Genomic DNA, 16628 nt, shown 5'->3' on the forward strand with positions numbered 1-16628 from the left:
CGGGAGCGGCGCACTTGGCCTGCGCCGCTCCCGCACCCGGTCCGTGACGCCCGGCGCAAGGCACCCGGGAGCCGAAGCACCCGAGAACACCCGAACCGCCGGAAGAACGTCAGAAGGTCGACAAGGATCGAAGGGTCAGTAGGTCAGCTAACTCAGTGGCAGGTCAGCAGGCTGAGCGTGCTGTGCGCGCACGACGCCAGCAGGCTCAGGTTGCTCGGCGCCCCGTGGCCGTGACCGTGGCCGCCGCCGTGGCCTTCGAGGGCTTCGGGGGCTTCCAGGGCCTGCAGGTCGAGAACCAGTTCCATGGTGATCCCTTCTCGTGTTCTTCCGCCGGCCATCAGCGGCCGGAGGTGTGGGGGGACGGCGTGGCGCCCAGGAAAGGCAGCACCTCCGAGCCGTCCAGCAGGGCCGACAGCGCGAGCAGCACGCCCGCGCTCCCGGTGGTGACGTCGGTCGACAGGCGCAGCAGCTGGTTGCCCGGGAAGGCCAGGCCGCCGCGGTACGGGACGGCGTGCCAGGCCAGGCGCGCCAGGTGCAGGTCGATGGCGGAGCGAACCCGGTCAGAAGGCGCCTCGGAGAACGACAGCGCCGCCATCAGTCCCGCGCGGCCGTGCAGCAGGCCGGGCTGGATCACGAACTCGCCGCGGCACGCCTCGCGCAGCGCGGGCAGGTTGGAACACGCCAGGGCGGACGGCGAAACCCGCGCTAGCTGCTCCAGCACCAGCAAGATCCCGGCGCTGCCGATGCCCGCGTACGGCAGCGTCCGCCGCTCGCCGTCGCGGACCTGCAGGGAGCCGTCGTCCGCCGTGGCGCATTCTTCGAGGTCGCGGCGCAGTGCCTGGTCCGCGAACGACAGCCACGCGGGCTCACCGGTCCGTTCGTACAGCCGGATGAACAGCAACGCCGGCCCCGACCAGCCGCTCAACAGCCCCGCCCGCGCGAACTTCCCCGGTGGCGCGGCCGTCTCCAGGGTTTCCGCCAAAGACACCGCGGTTGCCAACGCCTGCCGCCCGTATTCGTTGTCGCCGCGCGAAGTCGCGAAGTGCAGCTGCGTCAGGGCGATCCCCGCGAGCCCGCCTTCGAACGCGTGATCAGTGGTCTGGTCCACTAGGGCCCGGGACGAGGCCAGCAAGGCCGAAGCCGCGTCGTGGTGGCCGAAGTGCTCCAGCACGTACGCGATCCCGTGGCTGCCGTCGAGGAACCCCGGCCGCGCGGGCGGCTCGCGGCGCACGGCGTCGAGCAGCCACTGCTCGTGCTCCGGAAACCGGCCGGCGCCCGCCACGTCCAGCGCCCACAGCACGCCCGCCGCGCCGAAGCCGAAACACGCGCCGCCCACCCGGAACTGCTCGATGTCGCCCGGGAACAACCGGTCCAGCCGCGACGGGGTGGCCGAAGCGAGAATCCCCTCCACGACCTGTTTGCGCACCAGCGTCCAGTCGGGCCGCTCCTCGTCGAGCGCGGTGTGGGTCACGCCGACGCCCGGCGAGCCCAGCACCCGCACCAGCTCGTCCGCGTACCCGTCCGGCAGCCCGAACCGCCGCTGCGCGAACTCGGCCGCACCGCGCAGCTTCGCCGGCGCCAGCTCCAGGAGCGTCGCCAACGGCAGGAACAGCCACAGCCGCAGCATCGCCAGCGCGTACCGGTCGATGTCGAACCCGTGCCGGTCGGCCGGCGCGCGGAACCCGGGCGCACCGAGCGCCGGCCGCGAACCCGAGGCGACGTCGAACGCCATCTCGAAGTCGATCAGCGACACGGTGTCGTCGTCGGCCACCAGCACGTTCAGCGCGTGCAGATCGCCGAACACCACCCCGCGTTCGTGCAGGTCGGCGACGATCCGCTCCACCTGCACGAGCACCCCCAGCGCCCGGTCGCGGTACGCCAGCAGGTCGGCTTCGGTGCTGTCGCGGCGCGTGAGCGGGTAGTGCAGCGCGAGCCAGCTGCCCAACGACGTGCCCGGCATCCGCTCCATCGCCAGGTAGTGGTGCTCCCACACGGTGAAGTGCTCGTACGCGTCCGGAACGCCCGGAACGTCCGCCAGTCGCCGCAGCACGTCGTGCTCGCGCCGCAACCGTTCGACGGCGTCCACCAGCTCGCGGTCCAGCCCGGCGTGGGGCCGCGCCTCCTTGAGCACGACCGGCCGGCCGTGCTGTTTGTGCTCCGCGAGGTACACGCCGCCGCCGTTGGAGAAGTGCAGGGAGCTCGTCACGCGGTAGGGGAACTGCCCCGGATCGCCGCCTTTGCGAGCCGCGACGCTCGCGTCCAGACACGCCGGAATCTTCACCCAATCGGGTACCGAGAAAACGGGCTCGCGCCGGTCGGGCACGGGTGTACCGTCGGGTTTGCGGATCGCGAGCACTCGAGTGCCGTCGTGTTCCACCCATTGTTCGGCGAATCCGCCATAACGTACGTATAACGGTCCGGATTCGTAACGAAGGTCGCTGAGCACATAAGCGCCGTGTTCGCCACTCAGCCGTTCGGAAAGATCTTGAAGAACTCGCGCCAGTTCGCACTCGTCGACCGGATAAAGCGTGATCAACTTTCCGCTTCCGTCGCGAGGTGCGTATTTCGAATTCCGCGCCAGGAGGATCGTCCGGGACCGCAGGTGCTTGAACGCCACGCGACGGTCCACGCAGTACTCGTGCACCGCCGCCAGCACGCGGTCCGCATTGTCCATTCCGGCCGAAACGTGGACCTTCCAGCCCTGTTCGGGCAGGTCAACGCCCTGCGGGTGCAGCACGCGCCAGATGCCGCGGGTGCCCACCGTCCACATCGGTCCCGGCGCCGGCAGCGCGGCGGCGAAGTCGTCGGCGGGCGCTCCGGTTTCGCGTTGTTCGTCGAAGAACAGCGGATCCGCGAAGCAGAACGCTTCATACCGCATGTCCATGAAACCGCACCCTCCGCGTACTTCCGCACTCCCTGACGAGGAATATTCCCGCACGCCGGAGGTGCACAGGCCAATCCGCCAACCCGGGGGTTCGGCTGGGCTGATCAGGGTAGACAGAAGTGCCGCCGGAGTCCGAAACCGGGGACCCTGTGTGATTTCACGGATTACTCGACCACTCGGTCGTGGTGTAACACCCGGTGCCGCGCATTGTTCATGCAGGTCCGGCGAACTGCGGCGTACTGTGCCGATCGTTACTGATCCGACCACAGTCACGGCCGAATGCCTTCGTGGCGGCGGTTACGTGCCGCGTGGGGGTCGGCCTACTTTTGGCCGGATCAGTAACTGTACCGTGAAATTGGCAGAATGCCATCAACGGATTCCCGTGTCCGATTTCGACGGCCGCGTGGACCTGGGGGAGGGCTCAGTCCACACGAGACCGACGGCCGTGGCGCCGGCCACGTCGGCAGCCCTCGGCGAACAGCCCCGGAAACGCCAGCGGGTACCTTGTGGCCAGCGCGGCAGAAGGAGGAACGGGTGATTCTCGGTTTCGCGGTGGCGGTGGCGGTGTGCGCACTGCTGGTCGCGCTGTGGAGCTTCGTGCAGGCCGCGCGCAAGCGCCTGCCGGACACCCCGCTGCTCGTCGCGCTCGGTGTGGTGGAGGTGCTGCTCGTCGCCCAGCTCGTGGTCGGCATCGTGCTGCTCGTGAGCGGCGAGAAGCCGGGCAGTCTCGCCACGTTCCTGGCCTACCTGATCGGCTGCCTGGTCGTGCTGCCGGTCGGGGCGGCGTGGGCGCTGGCCGAGCGGAGCCGGTCGAGCACGGTCGTGCTCGGCATCGCCTGCCTGGCCATCCCGGTGATGGTGCTGCGACTGAACGAGGTGTGGAGTGGAGCAAGCGCGTAAGACGGCCACGGGCCCGGGCCGGGTGCTGGTCGCGGTCTACGCGATCTTCGCGCTGGCCGCGACGTCGCGCGCCGGCGTCCAGATCGGCACGAAGTTCCACGAAGCGCCGCTGGCCTACGTGCTCTCGGCCTTCGCCGCCGTCGTCTACATCCTCGCCACGGTCGCCCTCGCCAAAGGCGGCGAACGCTGGTGGCGCGTCGCCCTCGTCGCGTGCAGCATCGAGTTCCTCGGCGTGCTGACCATCGGCACGCTCAGCATCTTCGACCGCCAGGCCTTCCCCGACGCGACCGTGTGGTCGGTCTACGGCCAGGGCTACGTCTTCATCCCGCTCGTCCTGCCGCTGGTCGGCCTGTACTGGCTGTGGCGGACCGCCCCCAAGCGCGTCTCGGCCTGAGCCCCGCAGCTGGTTCTCGCAGGTCGCGGGCGTCTGACGGATCGTGACCAGGCCGCTGCCCTCCGGGGACGGTGGCCCGGGCCCGCCCGCGACGGGAAGGGTCCGCGCCACTTCGTCGTTACGCACTACAGAACCCGCAGCGGAACGAGGAGACCCATGTCCCAGGCAACGCAGCAGAAGGTCCCCGGCCCCGACCACCCGATCACGGTCGAGGTCAACCCGGCGCGCGTGGTCGTGAAGCTGGGCGACACGGTCATCGCCGACACGACGCGGGCGCAGGTGCTGCGCGAGTCCACGTACCCGGCGGTGCAGTACATCCCCCGGGAGGACGTCGACTTCGCCGCCCTCGCGCGCACCGAGCACCACACGTACTGCCCGTACAAGGGCAACGCGTCCTACTACTCCCTGACCCCGGCCGGCGCCCAGGGTGACAACGCCGTCTGGACGTACGAGGAGCCCTACGACGCGGTGTCCCCGATCAAGGACCACCTCGCGTTCTACGCCGACCGCGTCTCGATCGAGGAACTGCCCGCCTGACGCAGGAAAAAAGCCGGGCGCGCCCCCAAGGAGCGCGCCCGGCAATAGAACTCAGCGCGTCACAGTCAGCGACGCCGAACCCGTCACGCCACCGCTGGTCACCGAGATCGTCACGGTGCCCGCGCGGCGAGCGGTGATCTTGCCCGTCTTGGCGTCCACCGAAGCGACGCGAGTGTCGCTCGACGACCACACGTGCGAGGCCGGATCGGCGATCGGCATCGTGGCCGCGGGGAGGTTGTCACCGCCGACCTCGGCACCGGTGGCCGAAGCCACTGCCGAGGCGCCCACCTGCAAAGAGGGCACCGTCACGGCGATCGACGACAGCACCGGCTCCACCGAGAACTGCACGTCACCGCGGGCGGTGTGCAGCAGCACGAAGTGGTAGATGCCGCCCTCGTCCGAAGGCGCGTACGCCGGCATGCCGAGGTCCGCGATCGTCAGCTGCGGGATGCCCCCGGCGGCCGGCGACGTCGGGTTGCCCAGCGGGTCGATGACCTGGTCGGCGAACCCGCGCGCGTGGCCGTAGAGCATCACCACGTGCTTGTCCGGGTGCGTCTGCTGGTAGCGCTGCACCAGCCGCACGTACATGCGCGCTTCCCACCGGTCGCTGAACTGGCTGTTGGCCACCGGGTGCGGGTCGTACGCCGGCATGTGCGTGGTCACCAGCACGGTCTGCGACGAAGCGTCCGTGAGCTGCTTGACCAGCCACGGGTACTGCGCTTCGGCCGGCGACTGGAACGCGTCCGACGACTGCAGGCTGCCGTGCGCGTTGTCGGTGACGATCACCTGCGCGTCGCCGGCTTGGTACTCGTAGTGCGTGGCCCCGAAGACCTGGGCGAAGTTGCCGTTCTCCGGCAGCACGCCCTGGCTGATCTCGTGGTTGCCCACCACGTCGTGGTACGGCACGCCCAGCGCGGCGATCTTCTGCTGCGCGAACTGCAGGTCGGGCACCGCACCGTCGTCCGACATGTCACCGAGCGCCTGCACTGAAGACGGCCGCGCCTGCGAAGGCAACGCCGGCAGCCGGCCCTTGATCGTGTCCATCACGTTCGACGACGCCGAACCCGGGTCGCTCGCCACCAGGTGCGCGTCGTCGCCCAGCAGCATCGTCGAGCCCGACCGAGAGAAGTCCGCCGCGTTCTCCGAGAACTTCAGCCACGACGGGTTCTGCGGAATCGCCTGGTACGGCGGCGTGACCAGCGGACGCGGTGAGTACAGCGCCTGCAGACCGCTCACGTTCAGCGTGCCCGACGTCGTCTGGCTCGGGTTGATCGTGAGGAAGTCGACGAAGCTGATCCGCAGCGGGAAGTTCAGCCCCGGCGGCAACGTCGCGATGGCGAGGCGCCAGTCCTTCCACGTCACCGTGGTCGGGTACAGCGTGGTGGTGGCGCCGTCGATGCCGATGTACGACTCGGCCAGCTGGATGCCGGTGCCGTCGCCCTTCACCCACACGCCGATGCCGGTCGGGTTCTGGCCGCCGGCGTTGGCGCCGGCCGTGATCGTGGCCTTCGGCGACAGCACGAGCTGCTTCACGCCGGAGCCCGCGGGCATCGTGTACGTCAGCTGCGTCGAGGCCGAAGCCGTCGACCCCGGCGGGACGACGCCCGGCGCGGCGACCATCGTGGCCGGCTGGCCCGTGGTGTTGCGCAGGTTCCACGCCGACGGGTCGCTGAAGTCGTTGAGCTCCTGCGACACACTGCCGATGGCCACGGTCGCGGTCGCCGTGGCGCCGCCGACCTTCGCCGTCACCTTCTCCAGGCCCGAGTTCACCGCGTCCGCCGTGAACACCCCGGACTTGTCGACGCCGCCCAGCGACGCGTCGCTCACCGACCACGAAGCCGCGGCCGCGGGGATGGCGACCGCGGTGCCGGAGGACGTCGAACCGGACAGGGCGAACGTCTGCGTCCCACCGTTGTTCAGATCCGGGTCGGTCGGGGAGATCTGCAGCGACCCGAGCCGGTCGACGACGCGCAGCGGCTGCACGGAGACCGCGATGCCCGCGTGGGCGATCAGCACGCCGGTGCCCGCGCGGCCCGCGGTGAACTGGCCGTCCTGCCACGAACCGAGCGTCGACGGCACGACCTGCACGGACGCCTTCTCCCGCGCGGGGTTGCCGAGCGAGTCGAGGCCGAACGCGGGGACCGGCACAGTCGCGCCGGGCACGGTGTCCACGCCCTTGTTGCCGTTGACGACCATCGACCGCGCGAAGCCCGGGGCCTGCTCGGTCGAGTAGATGAACAGGCCGTTGGCGACGGGCCGCTCGTGGCCGTCGGACGGGCTGTTCATCACCGAGACGGCCGGGTCACCCGACTTTCGGGCCACCATCTCGGTGGAGCCGCCGCCGTCGAAGAGCACCGCGTTGTACGCGCCGTGGGTCACCATGTAGCCCGCGACCTGCGCCGGCGTCACGCCCAGCGCGGCGCTCGCGCCGAGGCGCCCGTCGAGCGTGGCGATGATCGTGTGCTTGCCGTCCTTGCTCACGCCGACCACGGTCTCGGGGTTGACGCCGCCCGGCGGGTTGCCGGTGGGGTCGTTGTAGACCGCGCCGTCCTTGACCAGCATGGTCGAGCCGGACAGCAGCTGCTTGAGACCGCCGGTGTCGGCCGTGACCGAGACCGAGTCTCCACTGTGGACGGTGGTCGACAGCCACGTGCCGCCCGCGCCGCCGCCGAGGAGGCCGAGCTGGCCCTTCGTCAGGGCCGGCGCCGCGGTGACGCCCGGCTGCACGGAGTCGACGACGAAGGTGCCCGCCTTCGTCTCGTGCCCGAGCACGAGCGTGCTGGCCGGGAGAGCCGTCGCGCCGCCGAGGTCGGGGGTGATCTCGGTGATACCGCCGGACGCCACGTCGTTGACAACGTTGACAGAAGTCAGGGGAGTGCTGGCAGCGCCGTCTGTGATCGAGCCGGAGAACGTCTGCGGGCCGAGCACCATCGTGCCGTCGGCGCGCACGCCGAGCTGCGCGTTGAAGTTCGGGCGCGGGCTCTTGAGCAGCTTGCCGTTCGTGATCACGCCGCCGAGCGGGCGGCCGCTGGCGTTGATCTCGAAGAAGTCGCCGTTGACGCCGGCCACCGCGTGGGTGCGGGCGGCCATCGAGCCGACCGTCTCGTCGGCCGGGTTGGTGATCACGTCGCCGGCTTCGACCACGCCGAGGCGCACGTTCGGGTCGGCGAGGTTCACGTCGAGCACCTGGGTGTGCTGGCGGCCGCCGACGGTGTCGTAGGTCTCGGAGTACTGGGTCACGCCGCGAGTCACGGTCACCGGTGTCGTCTTCGTCTGGTCGACGACGAGGCTCCAGTTCGCGGGAGTGGCCGGCAGCCACGGCTTGGGTGCCGCGGCCTCCGCCGTTCCGGTGGCCCCGAAGGTGACCACGCTTCCCGCGAGCAGAGCGGCCACCACCGCGCTGCTTCTTCGACTGCGTTTCAAGACAGCTCCTCGTTCCGGTGCACGGGGATGTGCGCACGTCACCCCAGCACCGCCCCGTGAAAACAAGATGTCCCGTCGTCGGCGCGCAGGGGTGCGGCAGGGAACGGGCGGTGCCGATCCGGGCGAAACGCCGCGTGGGTTGCGCCACATGAGCGGGGGTAGCCGTGAGAAGCGCCGCTACGCGCTGGTGTTGCCTAGGTCATAACGTTGATACGGGAATTCTCTAGCGCGGATACGAGTTCAGATGTAACGTTGGTACTAACAGAGCGAAACGACGATACGGAGACTGAGATGACCAGCAACGAGACCACGCAGCGCGTCGCGATCGTGACCGGCGGGTCGGGCGGGATCGGCCGGGTCGTGGCCGAGCGCCTGGCCAAGGACGGCATGCAGGTGCTGGTGCACTACTCGGGCAACCCGCAGCGCGCCGACGAGGTCGTGGCCGCGATCACCGCCGCCGGTGGCACCGCGAGCTCGGCGCAAGCCGACGTGGCGGACGAGGCCCAGGTAGAGGCCCTGTTCGACACCGCGGAGCAGCGTTACGGCGGGGTCGACGTGGTGGTGCACACCGCCGGGATCATGCTCCTGGCCCCGCTGACCGAGCTCAAGCTCGACGACCTGGACCGCATGCACCGCGTCAACATCCGCGGCACCTTCGTGGTCGACCAGCAGGCCGCCCGCCGGCTGCGCTCCGGCGGCGCCCTGATCAACTTCTCGACGTCGGTGACCAAGCTGGCGCTGAACAACTACACCGCCTACGCCGCTTCCAAAGGTGCGGTCGACGCGATCACCCTGATCCTGGCCCGCGAGCTGCGCGGACGTGACATCACCGTCAACGCCGTGGCCCCCGGACCCACCGCGACCGCCCTGTTCCTCGAAGGCAAGCCGCAGGAAGTCATCGACCGCCTCGCCAAGGTCCCGCCGCTCGAGCGCCTCGCCGTGCCCGAAGACGTCGCCGAAGCCGTCGCCTTCCTCGCCGGCCCGGCCCGCTGGGTCAACGGCCAGGTCATCTACGCCAACGGCGGAGCCATCTGAGTCACCCCGTCCCGGCAACTGAGGCTTCGAAGGAGAACTCCCATGTCCCAGACCATCGTCATCACCGGTGCTTCCAGCGGCTTCGGCGCCCTCACCGCCCGCGCCCTGGCCGACCAAGGCCACACCGTCTACGCCGGCATGCGCGAGACGACCGGCCGCAACGCCCCGCAGGTCCAGGCCGTCGCCGACTACTCGAAGGAGCACGGCGTCGACCTGCGGGCCGTCGAGCTGGACGTGAACTCGCAGGAGTCCATCGACGCGGCCGTCGCGAAGATCGAGGCGGAGAGAGACTCGATCGACGTGCTGATCCACAACGCGGGCCACATGGTCACCGGCCCGGCCGAGGCCTTCACACCGGAGCAGCTCGCGGAGCTCTACGACGTGAACGTGCTCAGCACCCAGCGCGTGAACCGCGCCGTGCTGCCCGGCATGCGCCGCCGTGGCGAGGGCCTGGTCGTGTGGGTCTCCAGCTCCAGCGTCAAGGGCGGCACCCCGCCGTACCTCGCGCCGTACTTCGCCGCGAAGGCCGGCATGGACGCCCTCGCCGTGAGCTACTCGACCGAGCTGACGCGGTGGGGCATCGAGACCTCGATCGTCGTCCCCGGCGCGTTCACCTCGGGCACCAACCACTTCGCGCACTCGGGCCGCCCGGCCGACGACGCCGTGGTCGCCGACTACGAGACGAAGTACGCCGGCCTGATGGAGCAGGTCTCGGGCAAGCTCGCCGCCCTCGAGCCGGCCGACGCCGACGTCTCGTCGGTCGCCGCCGAGATCGCCCGCATCGTCGCCCTGCCCCGCGGCGAGCGCCCGTACCGCGTGATCATCGACCCGTCCGACGACGGGTCGGCCGAGGTCTCGGCGGTCGCCGACCGCATCCACCGCGAGTTCTACGAGCGCATCGACCTGGCGGATCTGCTCACGATCCGGAAGTGACCGTCCGGAAGGGACCGTGGGTAAAGGGAGGGGAGCTCCGGCTTCCTTCCCTTCGCCGTGTCTACTTCACCCGGATGACGATCCCCGTGAGTCCACTCAGGATGCTCGCCACCCCCGCGCGCACGGCCGCCGCCGCCCGGGCCGGGGTGAAGGACCCGGGGTCGTCGCCCGTGGCCGCGGTGAGTCCGGAGCCGCGGAAGGTGGCGCCCGCCCAGTTGGCGGCGGTGACGTTGAAGGTCGGTTCGGCGATCTCCGCGCCGAGCACGAGGAACTGCCGGTCGAGGTGGCTGGCCGTGACCACCGTCACCGCGTCGATCAGCTCGCTGCCGGCGGTGATGATGAGGTCCGGGGCGAGGTTCATGGCCTCGACGATGCTGTCGATGTGGCGGGCGGGGTCGTCGGCCGTGACGACCTTGAGGCTCACCTTCTCCTGCGCGGCCCAGTCCTTGACCGCGCCGACCAGCGTCTTCGTCTGCGGGTCGGCGCCGGCGGTCAGGAGCACTACGCGGTAGCCGGGCGCCGGGTGCACGGTGTCCCACGAGCCCGGCCGCGGGGTGATCGTCGCTTCCGGCGTCGGCGGCGTGCTGGTGAAGCCCTGGCCGAGCACGCCGACGGCGGTGGGCGCGGGATGTGGTCCCGACCAATCGTCGGTGGCGCCGCATCCGCTCAGCAGCACTGCCGTCAGTGCACCGACGACCACGAATCGTGAACGCAAGCCGGATCGTCCTTTCAGGGCAGTGGTGAGCGAGTCGGCCTCCTTCCTACCCGATCGCCGTCGGTTTCCGGTGCGCCGCTTTCTTCCGTCGGAATCCGGTCGCTGCATGTTCGCCCGCTCTCCGCCAGTTGTTCGCTTGAGCCCAGCAAAGTGCGGGCGAGCAACCGGGAAAGAGGAAGTCCATGCCCCGCCGCATCAGAAGTTTCGCCCGCCTGGCAACAGTTTTCGCGTTCGCCGCGCTGGCGGTTATTCTCGGTACTTCCACCGCTTCGGCGCATGGTTTCTCATCGGTCGTGTACGCCGGCGTCACCTCACCCGGCTCCGGACAGGTGCGGGCGGAGCTCGGCCTCGAGTACGACCTGCTGGTGGTTTCCGTCGCGGACGCCGAACACGACGACCCGCTGTTCCAGCAGGGCACTGCTGCGTTCGACGCACGCGATTCGGCCGCACAGGCGAAAGCGCTCGAAGACCACTCGGCCGCGGTGATCAAGTACGTGACGGAACGCTTCCACGTGAGCACGGAAAGTCCCTGCGCGCCAACGAAAGACGGCGGCTTCCGCATGGAGCAGCGGGAAGGCGTCCCGTACGCGCTGCTCGACCTCGACTACCGCTGCGGCAGTGCCGACGCCCACGAGGTGCGCAGCGCGCTGTTCCCCGACGCCGAGGGATACGTCCGCGACACCAAGACGGTCGTCACCTACGACCTCGACCTGACCTCGGGCAGTGCCGCGCTCGATGCGCACCAGCCGTCGTTCTCCACGCAGCAGTCGTTCGGCGAGCGGTTCTGGGAGTTCTTCCGGCTCGGTGCGGAGCACCTGCTCACTGGTCTCGACCACATCCTCTTCCTGCTCGCGCTCATCGCCGGCTCCCGGCGCCTGCGCGAGATCGTGCTGGCGGCGACCACGTTCACCCTCGCCCACTCCGTCACCTTCGTGCTGGCGGCACTCGGCCTGGTCACGGTGCCCGCAGCGATCATCGAACCCCTCATCGCCCTGTCGATCGCGGTGGTCGCGGCCTGGCCGCTCTGGCGCCTGTGGCGGCGCAAGGTCAACGGCATCGACGACGACCTCCTCGGCGAAGGCCACTTCAGCCTCGACCGCACCGGGTGGACCCGGCTCGCCGTGGTCTTCTGCTTCGGTCTCTGCCACGGCCTCGGGTTCGCTTCGGCGCTGGGCATCGACACGGCGTGGTCTTGGACGCTCCTGTGGTCGCTGCTGGTGTTCAACGTCGGCATCGAGACGGTGCAGCTGGCGATCATTGCGATCGTTTTCCCGCTTCTCGTGCTGATCCGCCGCCGGGCGACCTTCGCTCCACAGTGGACGACCGGTGTGATCGCCGCGGCCGTTTCAGTGATGGGGCTCACCTGGTTCGTGCAGCGCATCGCGGCTGGGTGACCGCGCTATTCCTGGGTGGTCCACCCGTCCTTCGGGCGAAGTTCACCTACCGCACACCGAGGGCGATAACGCTACTAATCGGTCTTCCCGACCCATTGACCCGAAAGGGAAAGCAAATCCGATGAAACCACTCAGAACCGGGCGTAACCTCGCCTTCGGTGTCGCCACGGTGGGCGTGAGCCTCCTGCTGGCGTTCGGCAACGGTTCGGCGACCGCCGCCACCTGGACGCCGACCGCGCCGGCCAAGGCGAACACCATCGTCCTCGGCGTCGGTGCCAAGGAATCGCAGCGCGTCTTGTCGTGGTACACCGACACCAACGCCGACCAGACGGTCGAACTGGTGCCGACCAACTGGCTCAACCACGGCAAGTTCCCCACCAACGCCAAGAAGTTCGCGGCGGTCATTGGCAGCAACGCGGTCAACGGTGGGTTCAACGCGCACGCCACGCTCGACGGCTTGCAGCAGAACACGGCGTACTCCTACCGCATCGGCAACGGTGACGGCTGGTCGCCGACGTACTCCTTCAAGACGCAGTCCTTCAAGGGCGACTTCGACTTCCTGTTCTACGGTGACCCGCAGATCGGTTCGTCGGGCGACGTCGCGAAGGACGGGGCCGGCTGGGCCGACACCCTGAACGTGTCGCTCGCCGCCAACCCGAAGGCCGAGCTCCTCGTGTCGGGTGGCGACCAGGTCGAGACCGCCAACACCGAGGCGGACTGGGACGCGTTCCTCGGCTCGGACAAGCTGCGCCAGTACCCGTGGGCCGCCACCATCGGCAACCACGACGTGGGTGGCAAGTCCTACGAGCAGCACTTCTGGACGCCGAACACCGACCGTTCGACGCCCTTCTACAACGGCTCGCAGAACACCAACTCCGGTGGCGACTACTGGTACACCTACAAGGGTGTGCTGTTCATCGACCTGAACAGCAACGCCTACGCCAACGGCGCGGACGACGCGCACATCGCGTACGTCACCGACGTGATCAAGAAACACGGCAAGGACGCCAAGTACACGGTGCTCGTGTACCACCACTCCATCTACTCGCCGGCCGACCACGCCAACGACGGTGACAACCAGCTGCGTCGCCAGGACTTCCCGACGGCGTTCTCGAACCTGGGTGTCGACCTGGTCCTGCAGGGCCACGACCACAGCTACTCGCGTAGCTACGTGATCAAGAACGGCAAGAAGGCCAACCCGGCCGAGCAGCCCGGCGCCACCTCGGTGGTCCAGGGCCCGGGTGGTGTCGTCTACGTGACGGCGAACTCCGCGTCGGGGTCGAAGTACTACGACCTCACCGACCCGGACACCACGAAGGACCCGAACTACGGGGCCGACCCGCTCAACCCGGACAACCACTGGGCCAACTCCGTCGAGAACCAGGAGCACGTGCGCACGTACGTGAAGGTCCAGGTGCGGGACGACAAGCTCGAGGTCCAGGAAGTCCGCAGCGGCACCTGTGCCGCTCCGAACGCCGCCGTCGAGCGCGGCAACGTCAAGTGGTGCGGCCCGAACGAGGGCGCTTCGCCCGCGGGCAAGGTCGGTTCCGTGATCGACCAGGTCGTCATCCACACCAAGGGTGACAACGGCCACGGCAACAACGGCGGTGGCAGCAGCAACGGCGGCCACGGCAACGACGGTCACGGTCACGACGACCACGACGGTCCGCGCTGGGTCAGCCAGACCCTCGGCAAGCTCGGCTCCACGCTCACCGCGTTGAGCTGACTCGCCTGATCCCCCAGGCAGGGGCGGGTGCTCGCCGGCACCCGCCCCTGCCGCCCACCCCGCTCTGCCCACCTGCCCGAGGACTGCACATGCGTTCCACGCTCACCCGCGCGCTCGCCGCGGTGCTGCTCGCCGCCGGGTTCGCCGCCACGGCGGCGATGCCTGCCGCCGCCCAGGACACGGCTTCCCAGGACACGGCTTCCCAGGACACCGTCCCCTGGGCCGTCAGCACCGCGGCCAACGAGTTCGGCGCCGACCGTGTCAACTACAGCTACACCGCCGGGGCCGGGGAGCAGGTGCACGACGGCCTCAAGGTCGTCAACAACGGCACCGCGCCGCTGGAGCTGGCCGTGTACACCGCGGACGCGTTCACCCGGCCCGACGGGCAGGTCGACCTCCTCGCGCGCGACAAGAAGTCCGTCGGCGTCGGCGCGTGGGCGCGCGCGGCGGCCGACCACGTGAAGCTCGGGCCCGGCGAATCGGCCGACGTGCCCTTCACGATCACCGTTCCCTCCGGCACGAAGGCCGGTGACTTCCTGGGCGGCATCGTGACCTCGGTACAGCAGGGCACCGTCGAGCGCCGCCTCGGCATCCGGATCCGCCTGCGCGTGGGCGGTGACCTGGCTCCCGCGTTGTCCGTCGAGGACGCGCACGTCGACTACTCGGGCACGGCGAACCCGTTCGGCTCGGGCGACGCCACGCTGTCCTACACCCTGCACAACACCGGCAACGCCATCACCGCCGCGCGCCAGAGCGCGTCGGTCTCCAGCCTGTTCGGCGCCTGGACCGCTCCGGCCGCCACGATCCCGGACTCGCCGCAGCTGCTGCCGGGGGAGACGTGGCACGTTTCGGTGCCCGTCCACGGTGTGGTTCCGGGGGTGCGGCTGTCCGCCGACGTCTCGCTGACGCCGTTGCTCACGGACGCGTCCGGCTCGGTCGCGCCGCTCGCGGTCGTGACGGGTTCGGCCGGTGGCTGGGCGATTCCGTGGACGTTGCTGGTCGTGCTGGTTTTGCTGGTGCTCGTTGTGGTTTTCGTGATTCGCCGGCTGCGGAAGCGCCGGGCGGGCTCGGCGGAAGGAAGCCCGGTCGAGCTCCCCTCCGAGACGCCTGAAACCGCTGCGGAGCCCGAAACCGCCGAGTCCGAAACTGCTGTGTCCTAAACCGCTGTGTCGTCAAGGTTCGGGTGTCGCTGCGCCCATGGTGCGACAGCTTCGAACGCCTTCGCCGCCGAGAACACCGTCTCGTCGTGGTACGGCTTGCCGACGATCTGCAGGCCCGTCGGCACTCCCGAGTCGCTGACGCCCGACGGCACGGTGAGCACCGGCAGCTGGCTCAACAGGTTGAACGGGTAGGTCAGCGCCCACGCGAGGTACGCGTCGACCGGTTTTCCGTTGACGGTGAAGGACTTGTCGTCGTTCTGGTGGTCCGCGGCCAGCGCGGGCACGGCCTGCGTCGGGCACACCATCAGGTCGTGGTTCGCGAACACGGCGGACAGCTTCGTCCACATTTCCGTGCGCACGAGCTCCGTCTTCTTGACCCGCACGTGGTCGAGCTGCTGGCCCTGCCGGATGAGCCGGCGCACGAACGGGTCCATTTTGTACTGCCACTGCGGGATGTGCTCCCCGGCGATGGCCGCGAACAGCCCCTGCCAGTGCGTGACCCAGGCGTCGTACGTGCTCTCGTTCCAGCCGAGGTCCACCTGCTCCACCACGGCGCCGGCCTCGGCGAGCTTCGCGACGGCTTCCTCCGTCTTGCGCGCCACCTCGGTGTCGACCTCGACGTAACCCAGGTCCGGCGAGTACGCGATCCGCAGGCCCTCGACAGAGCCCGGACCGGCGGGAATGGTCACGCGCTCGCGTAGCGTCGTGATGTCGTCCGGGTGCTGGCCGGAGACGACGTTCTGCGCGAGCGCGACGTCGCCGACGGTCCGGCCGAGCACGCCGACGTGCACGATGGCCTCGAACATCGTGTCCAGCAGCGCCGAGGGGTTGCGCCCGAACGGCGCCTTGTACCCGACGATCCCGCACGACGACGCGGGCATGCGCAGCGAGCCGCCGCCGTCGTCACCGCCGGCCAGCACGGCCATGCCGGTCGCGACGGCGACGGACGAGCCGCCGGACGAGCCGCCGCTGCTGAAGTCGAGGTTCCACGGGTTGCGGGTGATGCCGTAGAGCGGGCTGTGGCAGTGGCCGCAGTGGGCGAACTCCGGCGTGGTGGTGCGGATGTGCATGATGGCGCCGGCGTCGAACATGCGCTGCATGGCCGGCAGCGTGTGGTCGGCTTCGACGCCTTCGAAGATCTTGGAGCCCCACGAAGTCGTCACGCCCTTCACCGGGTGCAGTTCCTTGACGGCGAAGGGAATTCCCTCGAGCGGGCGCGCGGTTCCGTCGCGGTAGCGCTGGTCGGCATCGGCCGCCTGCTGCCGGGCCTGGTCGTAGAACCGGTTGGTGATCGCGTTGACGTGCGGGTTGACCTCTTCGCAGCGCTCGATCACGGCGGCCATGAGTTCACTGGGCGCGAGGGTGCGATCCTTGAACCGGCGCAGGGCTTCTTCGGCGGGCAGGTAACAGAGGGACTCGTCAACAGCGGCGGTGCTGCTCATCGCGGTGCCCTTCCTGTTCGGCTGGTGGGCTTTTCGAAGGTAGGACACCGCGGTGCCATGACACAAGGTTTCCTATCGTCAACCG

13 protein-coding genes are annotated in these 16628 nt (G+C 69.4%); 8 read left to right on the plus strand and 5 right to left on the minus strand.

Features of this window, described 5'->3' with window-relative positions:
* Positions 1-152: 152 nt before the first annotated feature.
* Positions 153-305, minus strand: a complete 153-nt coding sequence (locus ACFY1H_RS10455) for a SapB/AmfS family lanthipeptide (RefSeq protein ID WP_220245799.1) — start codon at positions 303-305, stop codon at positions 153-155.
* Positions 306-337: 32 nt separating this feature from the next.
* Positions 338-2884 (minus strand): class III lanthionine synthetase LanKC, encoded by a 2547-nt coding sequence (gene lanKC, locus ACFY1H_RS10460; RefSeq protein ID WP_386945982.1) that lies wholly within the window; start codon positions 2882-2884, stop codon positions 338-340.
* Between the two features lie 534 nt (positions 2885-3418).
* Here lanKC and ACFY1H_RS10465 point away from each other — a divergent pair.
* The 3 genes from ACFY1H_RS10465 to ACFY1H_RS10475 all read left to right on the plus strand — a co-directional run bounded on the left by ACFY1H_RS10465 (position 3419) and on the right by ACFY1H_RS10475 (position 4715).
* The gene (locus ACFY1H_RS10465; protein ID WP_366577557.1) at positions 3419-3784 is read left to right on the plus strand and encodes a hypothetical protein; all 366 of its coding nucleotides are present in this window, start codon (positions 3419-3421) and stop codon (positions 3782-3784) included.
* Between the two features lie 22 nt (positions 3785-3806).
* Positions 3807-4178: a hypothetical protein gene (locus ACFY1H_RS10470; protein WP_386946853.1), complete on the plus strand. Its 372-nt coding sequence runs from the start codon at positions 3807-3809 to the stop codon at positions 4176-4178.
* A gap of 156 nt (positions 4179-4334) precedes the next feature.
* A complete protein-coding gene (locus ACFY1H_RS10475; protein WP_386945984.1) occupies positions 4335-4715 on the plus strand; it encodes a DUF427 domain-containing protein in 381 nt (126 codons plus the stop codon).
* 51 nt (positions 4716-4766) lie between these two features.
* Here ACFY1H_RS10475 and ACFY1H_RS10480 read toward each other — a convergent pair whose 3' ends face one another.
* Positions 4767-8108: a phosphodiester glycosidase family protein gene (locus ACFY1H_RS10480; protein WP_386945985.1), complete on the minus strand. Its 3342-nt coding sequence runs from the start codon at positions 8106-8108 to the stop codon at positions 4767-4769.
* 321 nt (positions 8109-8429) lie between these two features.
* Here ACFY1H_RS10480 and ACFY1H_RS10485 point away from each other — a divergent pair, with 321 nt between their 5' ends.
* A complete protein-coding gene (locus ACFY1H_RS10485) occupies positions 8430-9173 on the plus strand; it encodes an SDR family oxidoreductase (protein WP_220245805.1) in 744 nt (247 codons plus the stop codon).
* Between the two features lie 42 nt (positions 9174-9215).
* Positions 9216-10106, plus strand: a complete 891-nt coding sequence (locus ACFY1H_RS10490) for an SDR family oxidoreductase (RefSeq protein ID WP_366577565.1) — start codon at positions 9216-9218, stop codon at positions 10104-10106.
* Between the two features lie 61 nt (positions 10107-10167).
* Here the strand turns inward: ACFY1H_RS10490 and ACFY1H_RS10495 are convergent, their stop codons facing one another.
* Positions 10168-10821 (minus strand): hypothetical protein, encoded by a 654-nt coding sequence (locus ACFY1H_RS10495; RefSeq protein ID WP_366577567.1) that lies wholly within the window; start codon positions 10819-10821, stop codon positions 10168-10170.
* Positions 10822-11114: 293 nt separating this feature from the next.
* Between ACFY1H_RS10495 and ACFY1H_RS10500 the strand changes: the two genes are divergently transcribed.
* From ACFY1H_RS10500 to ACFY1H_RS10510, 3 genes are all read left to right on the plus strand, one after another.
* The gene (locus tag ACFY1H_RS10500; protein ID WP_386945988.1) at positions 11115-12215 is read left to right on the plus strand and encodes a HupE/UreJ family protein; all 1101 of its coding nucleotides are present in this window, start codon (positions 11115-11117) and stop codon (positions 12213-12215) included.
* Positions 12216-12336: 121 nt separating this feature from the next.
* Positions 12337-13941 (plus strand): fibronectin type III domain-containing protein, encoded by a 1605-nt coding sequence (locus ACFY1H_RS10505; protein ID WP_386945990.1) that lies wholly within the window; start codon positions 12337-12339, stop codon positions 13939-13941.
* A gap of 89 nt (positions 13942-14030) precedes the next feature.
* Entirely contained in the window at positions 14031-15101 is a 1071-nt protein-coding gene (locus ACFY1H_RS10510) for a WxL protein peptidoglycan domain-containing protein (protein WP_386945992.1), read from the plus strand.
* Here the strand turns inward: ACFY1H_RS10510 and ACFY1H_RS10515 are convergent.
* Positions 15098-16543 carry an amidase gene (locus ACFY1H_RS10515; RefSeq protein ID WP_386945994.1) on the minus strand — a complete coding sequence of 482 codons (1446 nt, stop codon included), beginning with the start codon at positions 16541-16543 and terminating at the stop codon, positions 15098-15100. The two genes, ACFY1H_RS10510 and ACFY1H_RS10515, sit on opposite strands and share 4 nt — an antisense overlap.
* Positions 16544-16628: the final 85 nt, after the last annotated feature.

The sequence above is a fragment of the Amycolatopsis sp. NPDC001319 genome (assembly GCF_042896185.1).
Classification (GTDB): domain Bacteria; phylum Actinomycetota; class Actinomycetes; order Mycobacteriales; family Pseudonocardiaceae; genus Amycolatopsis.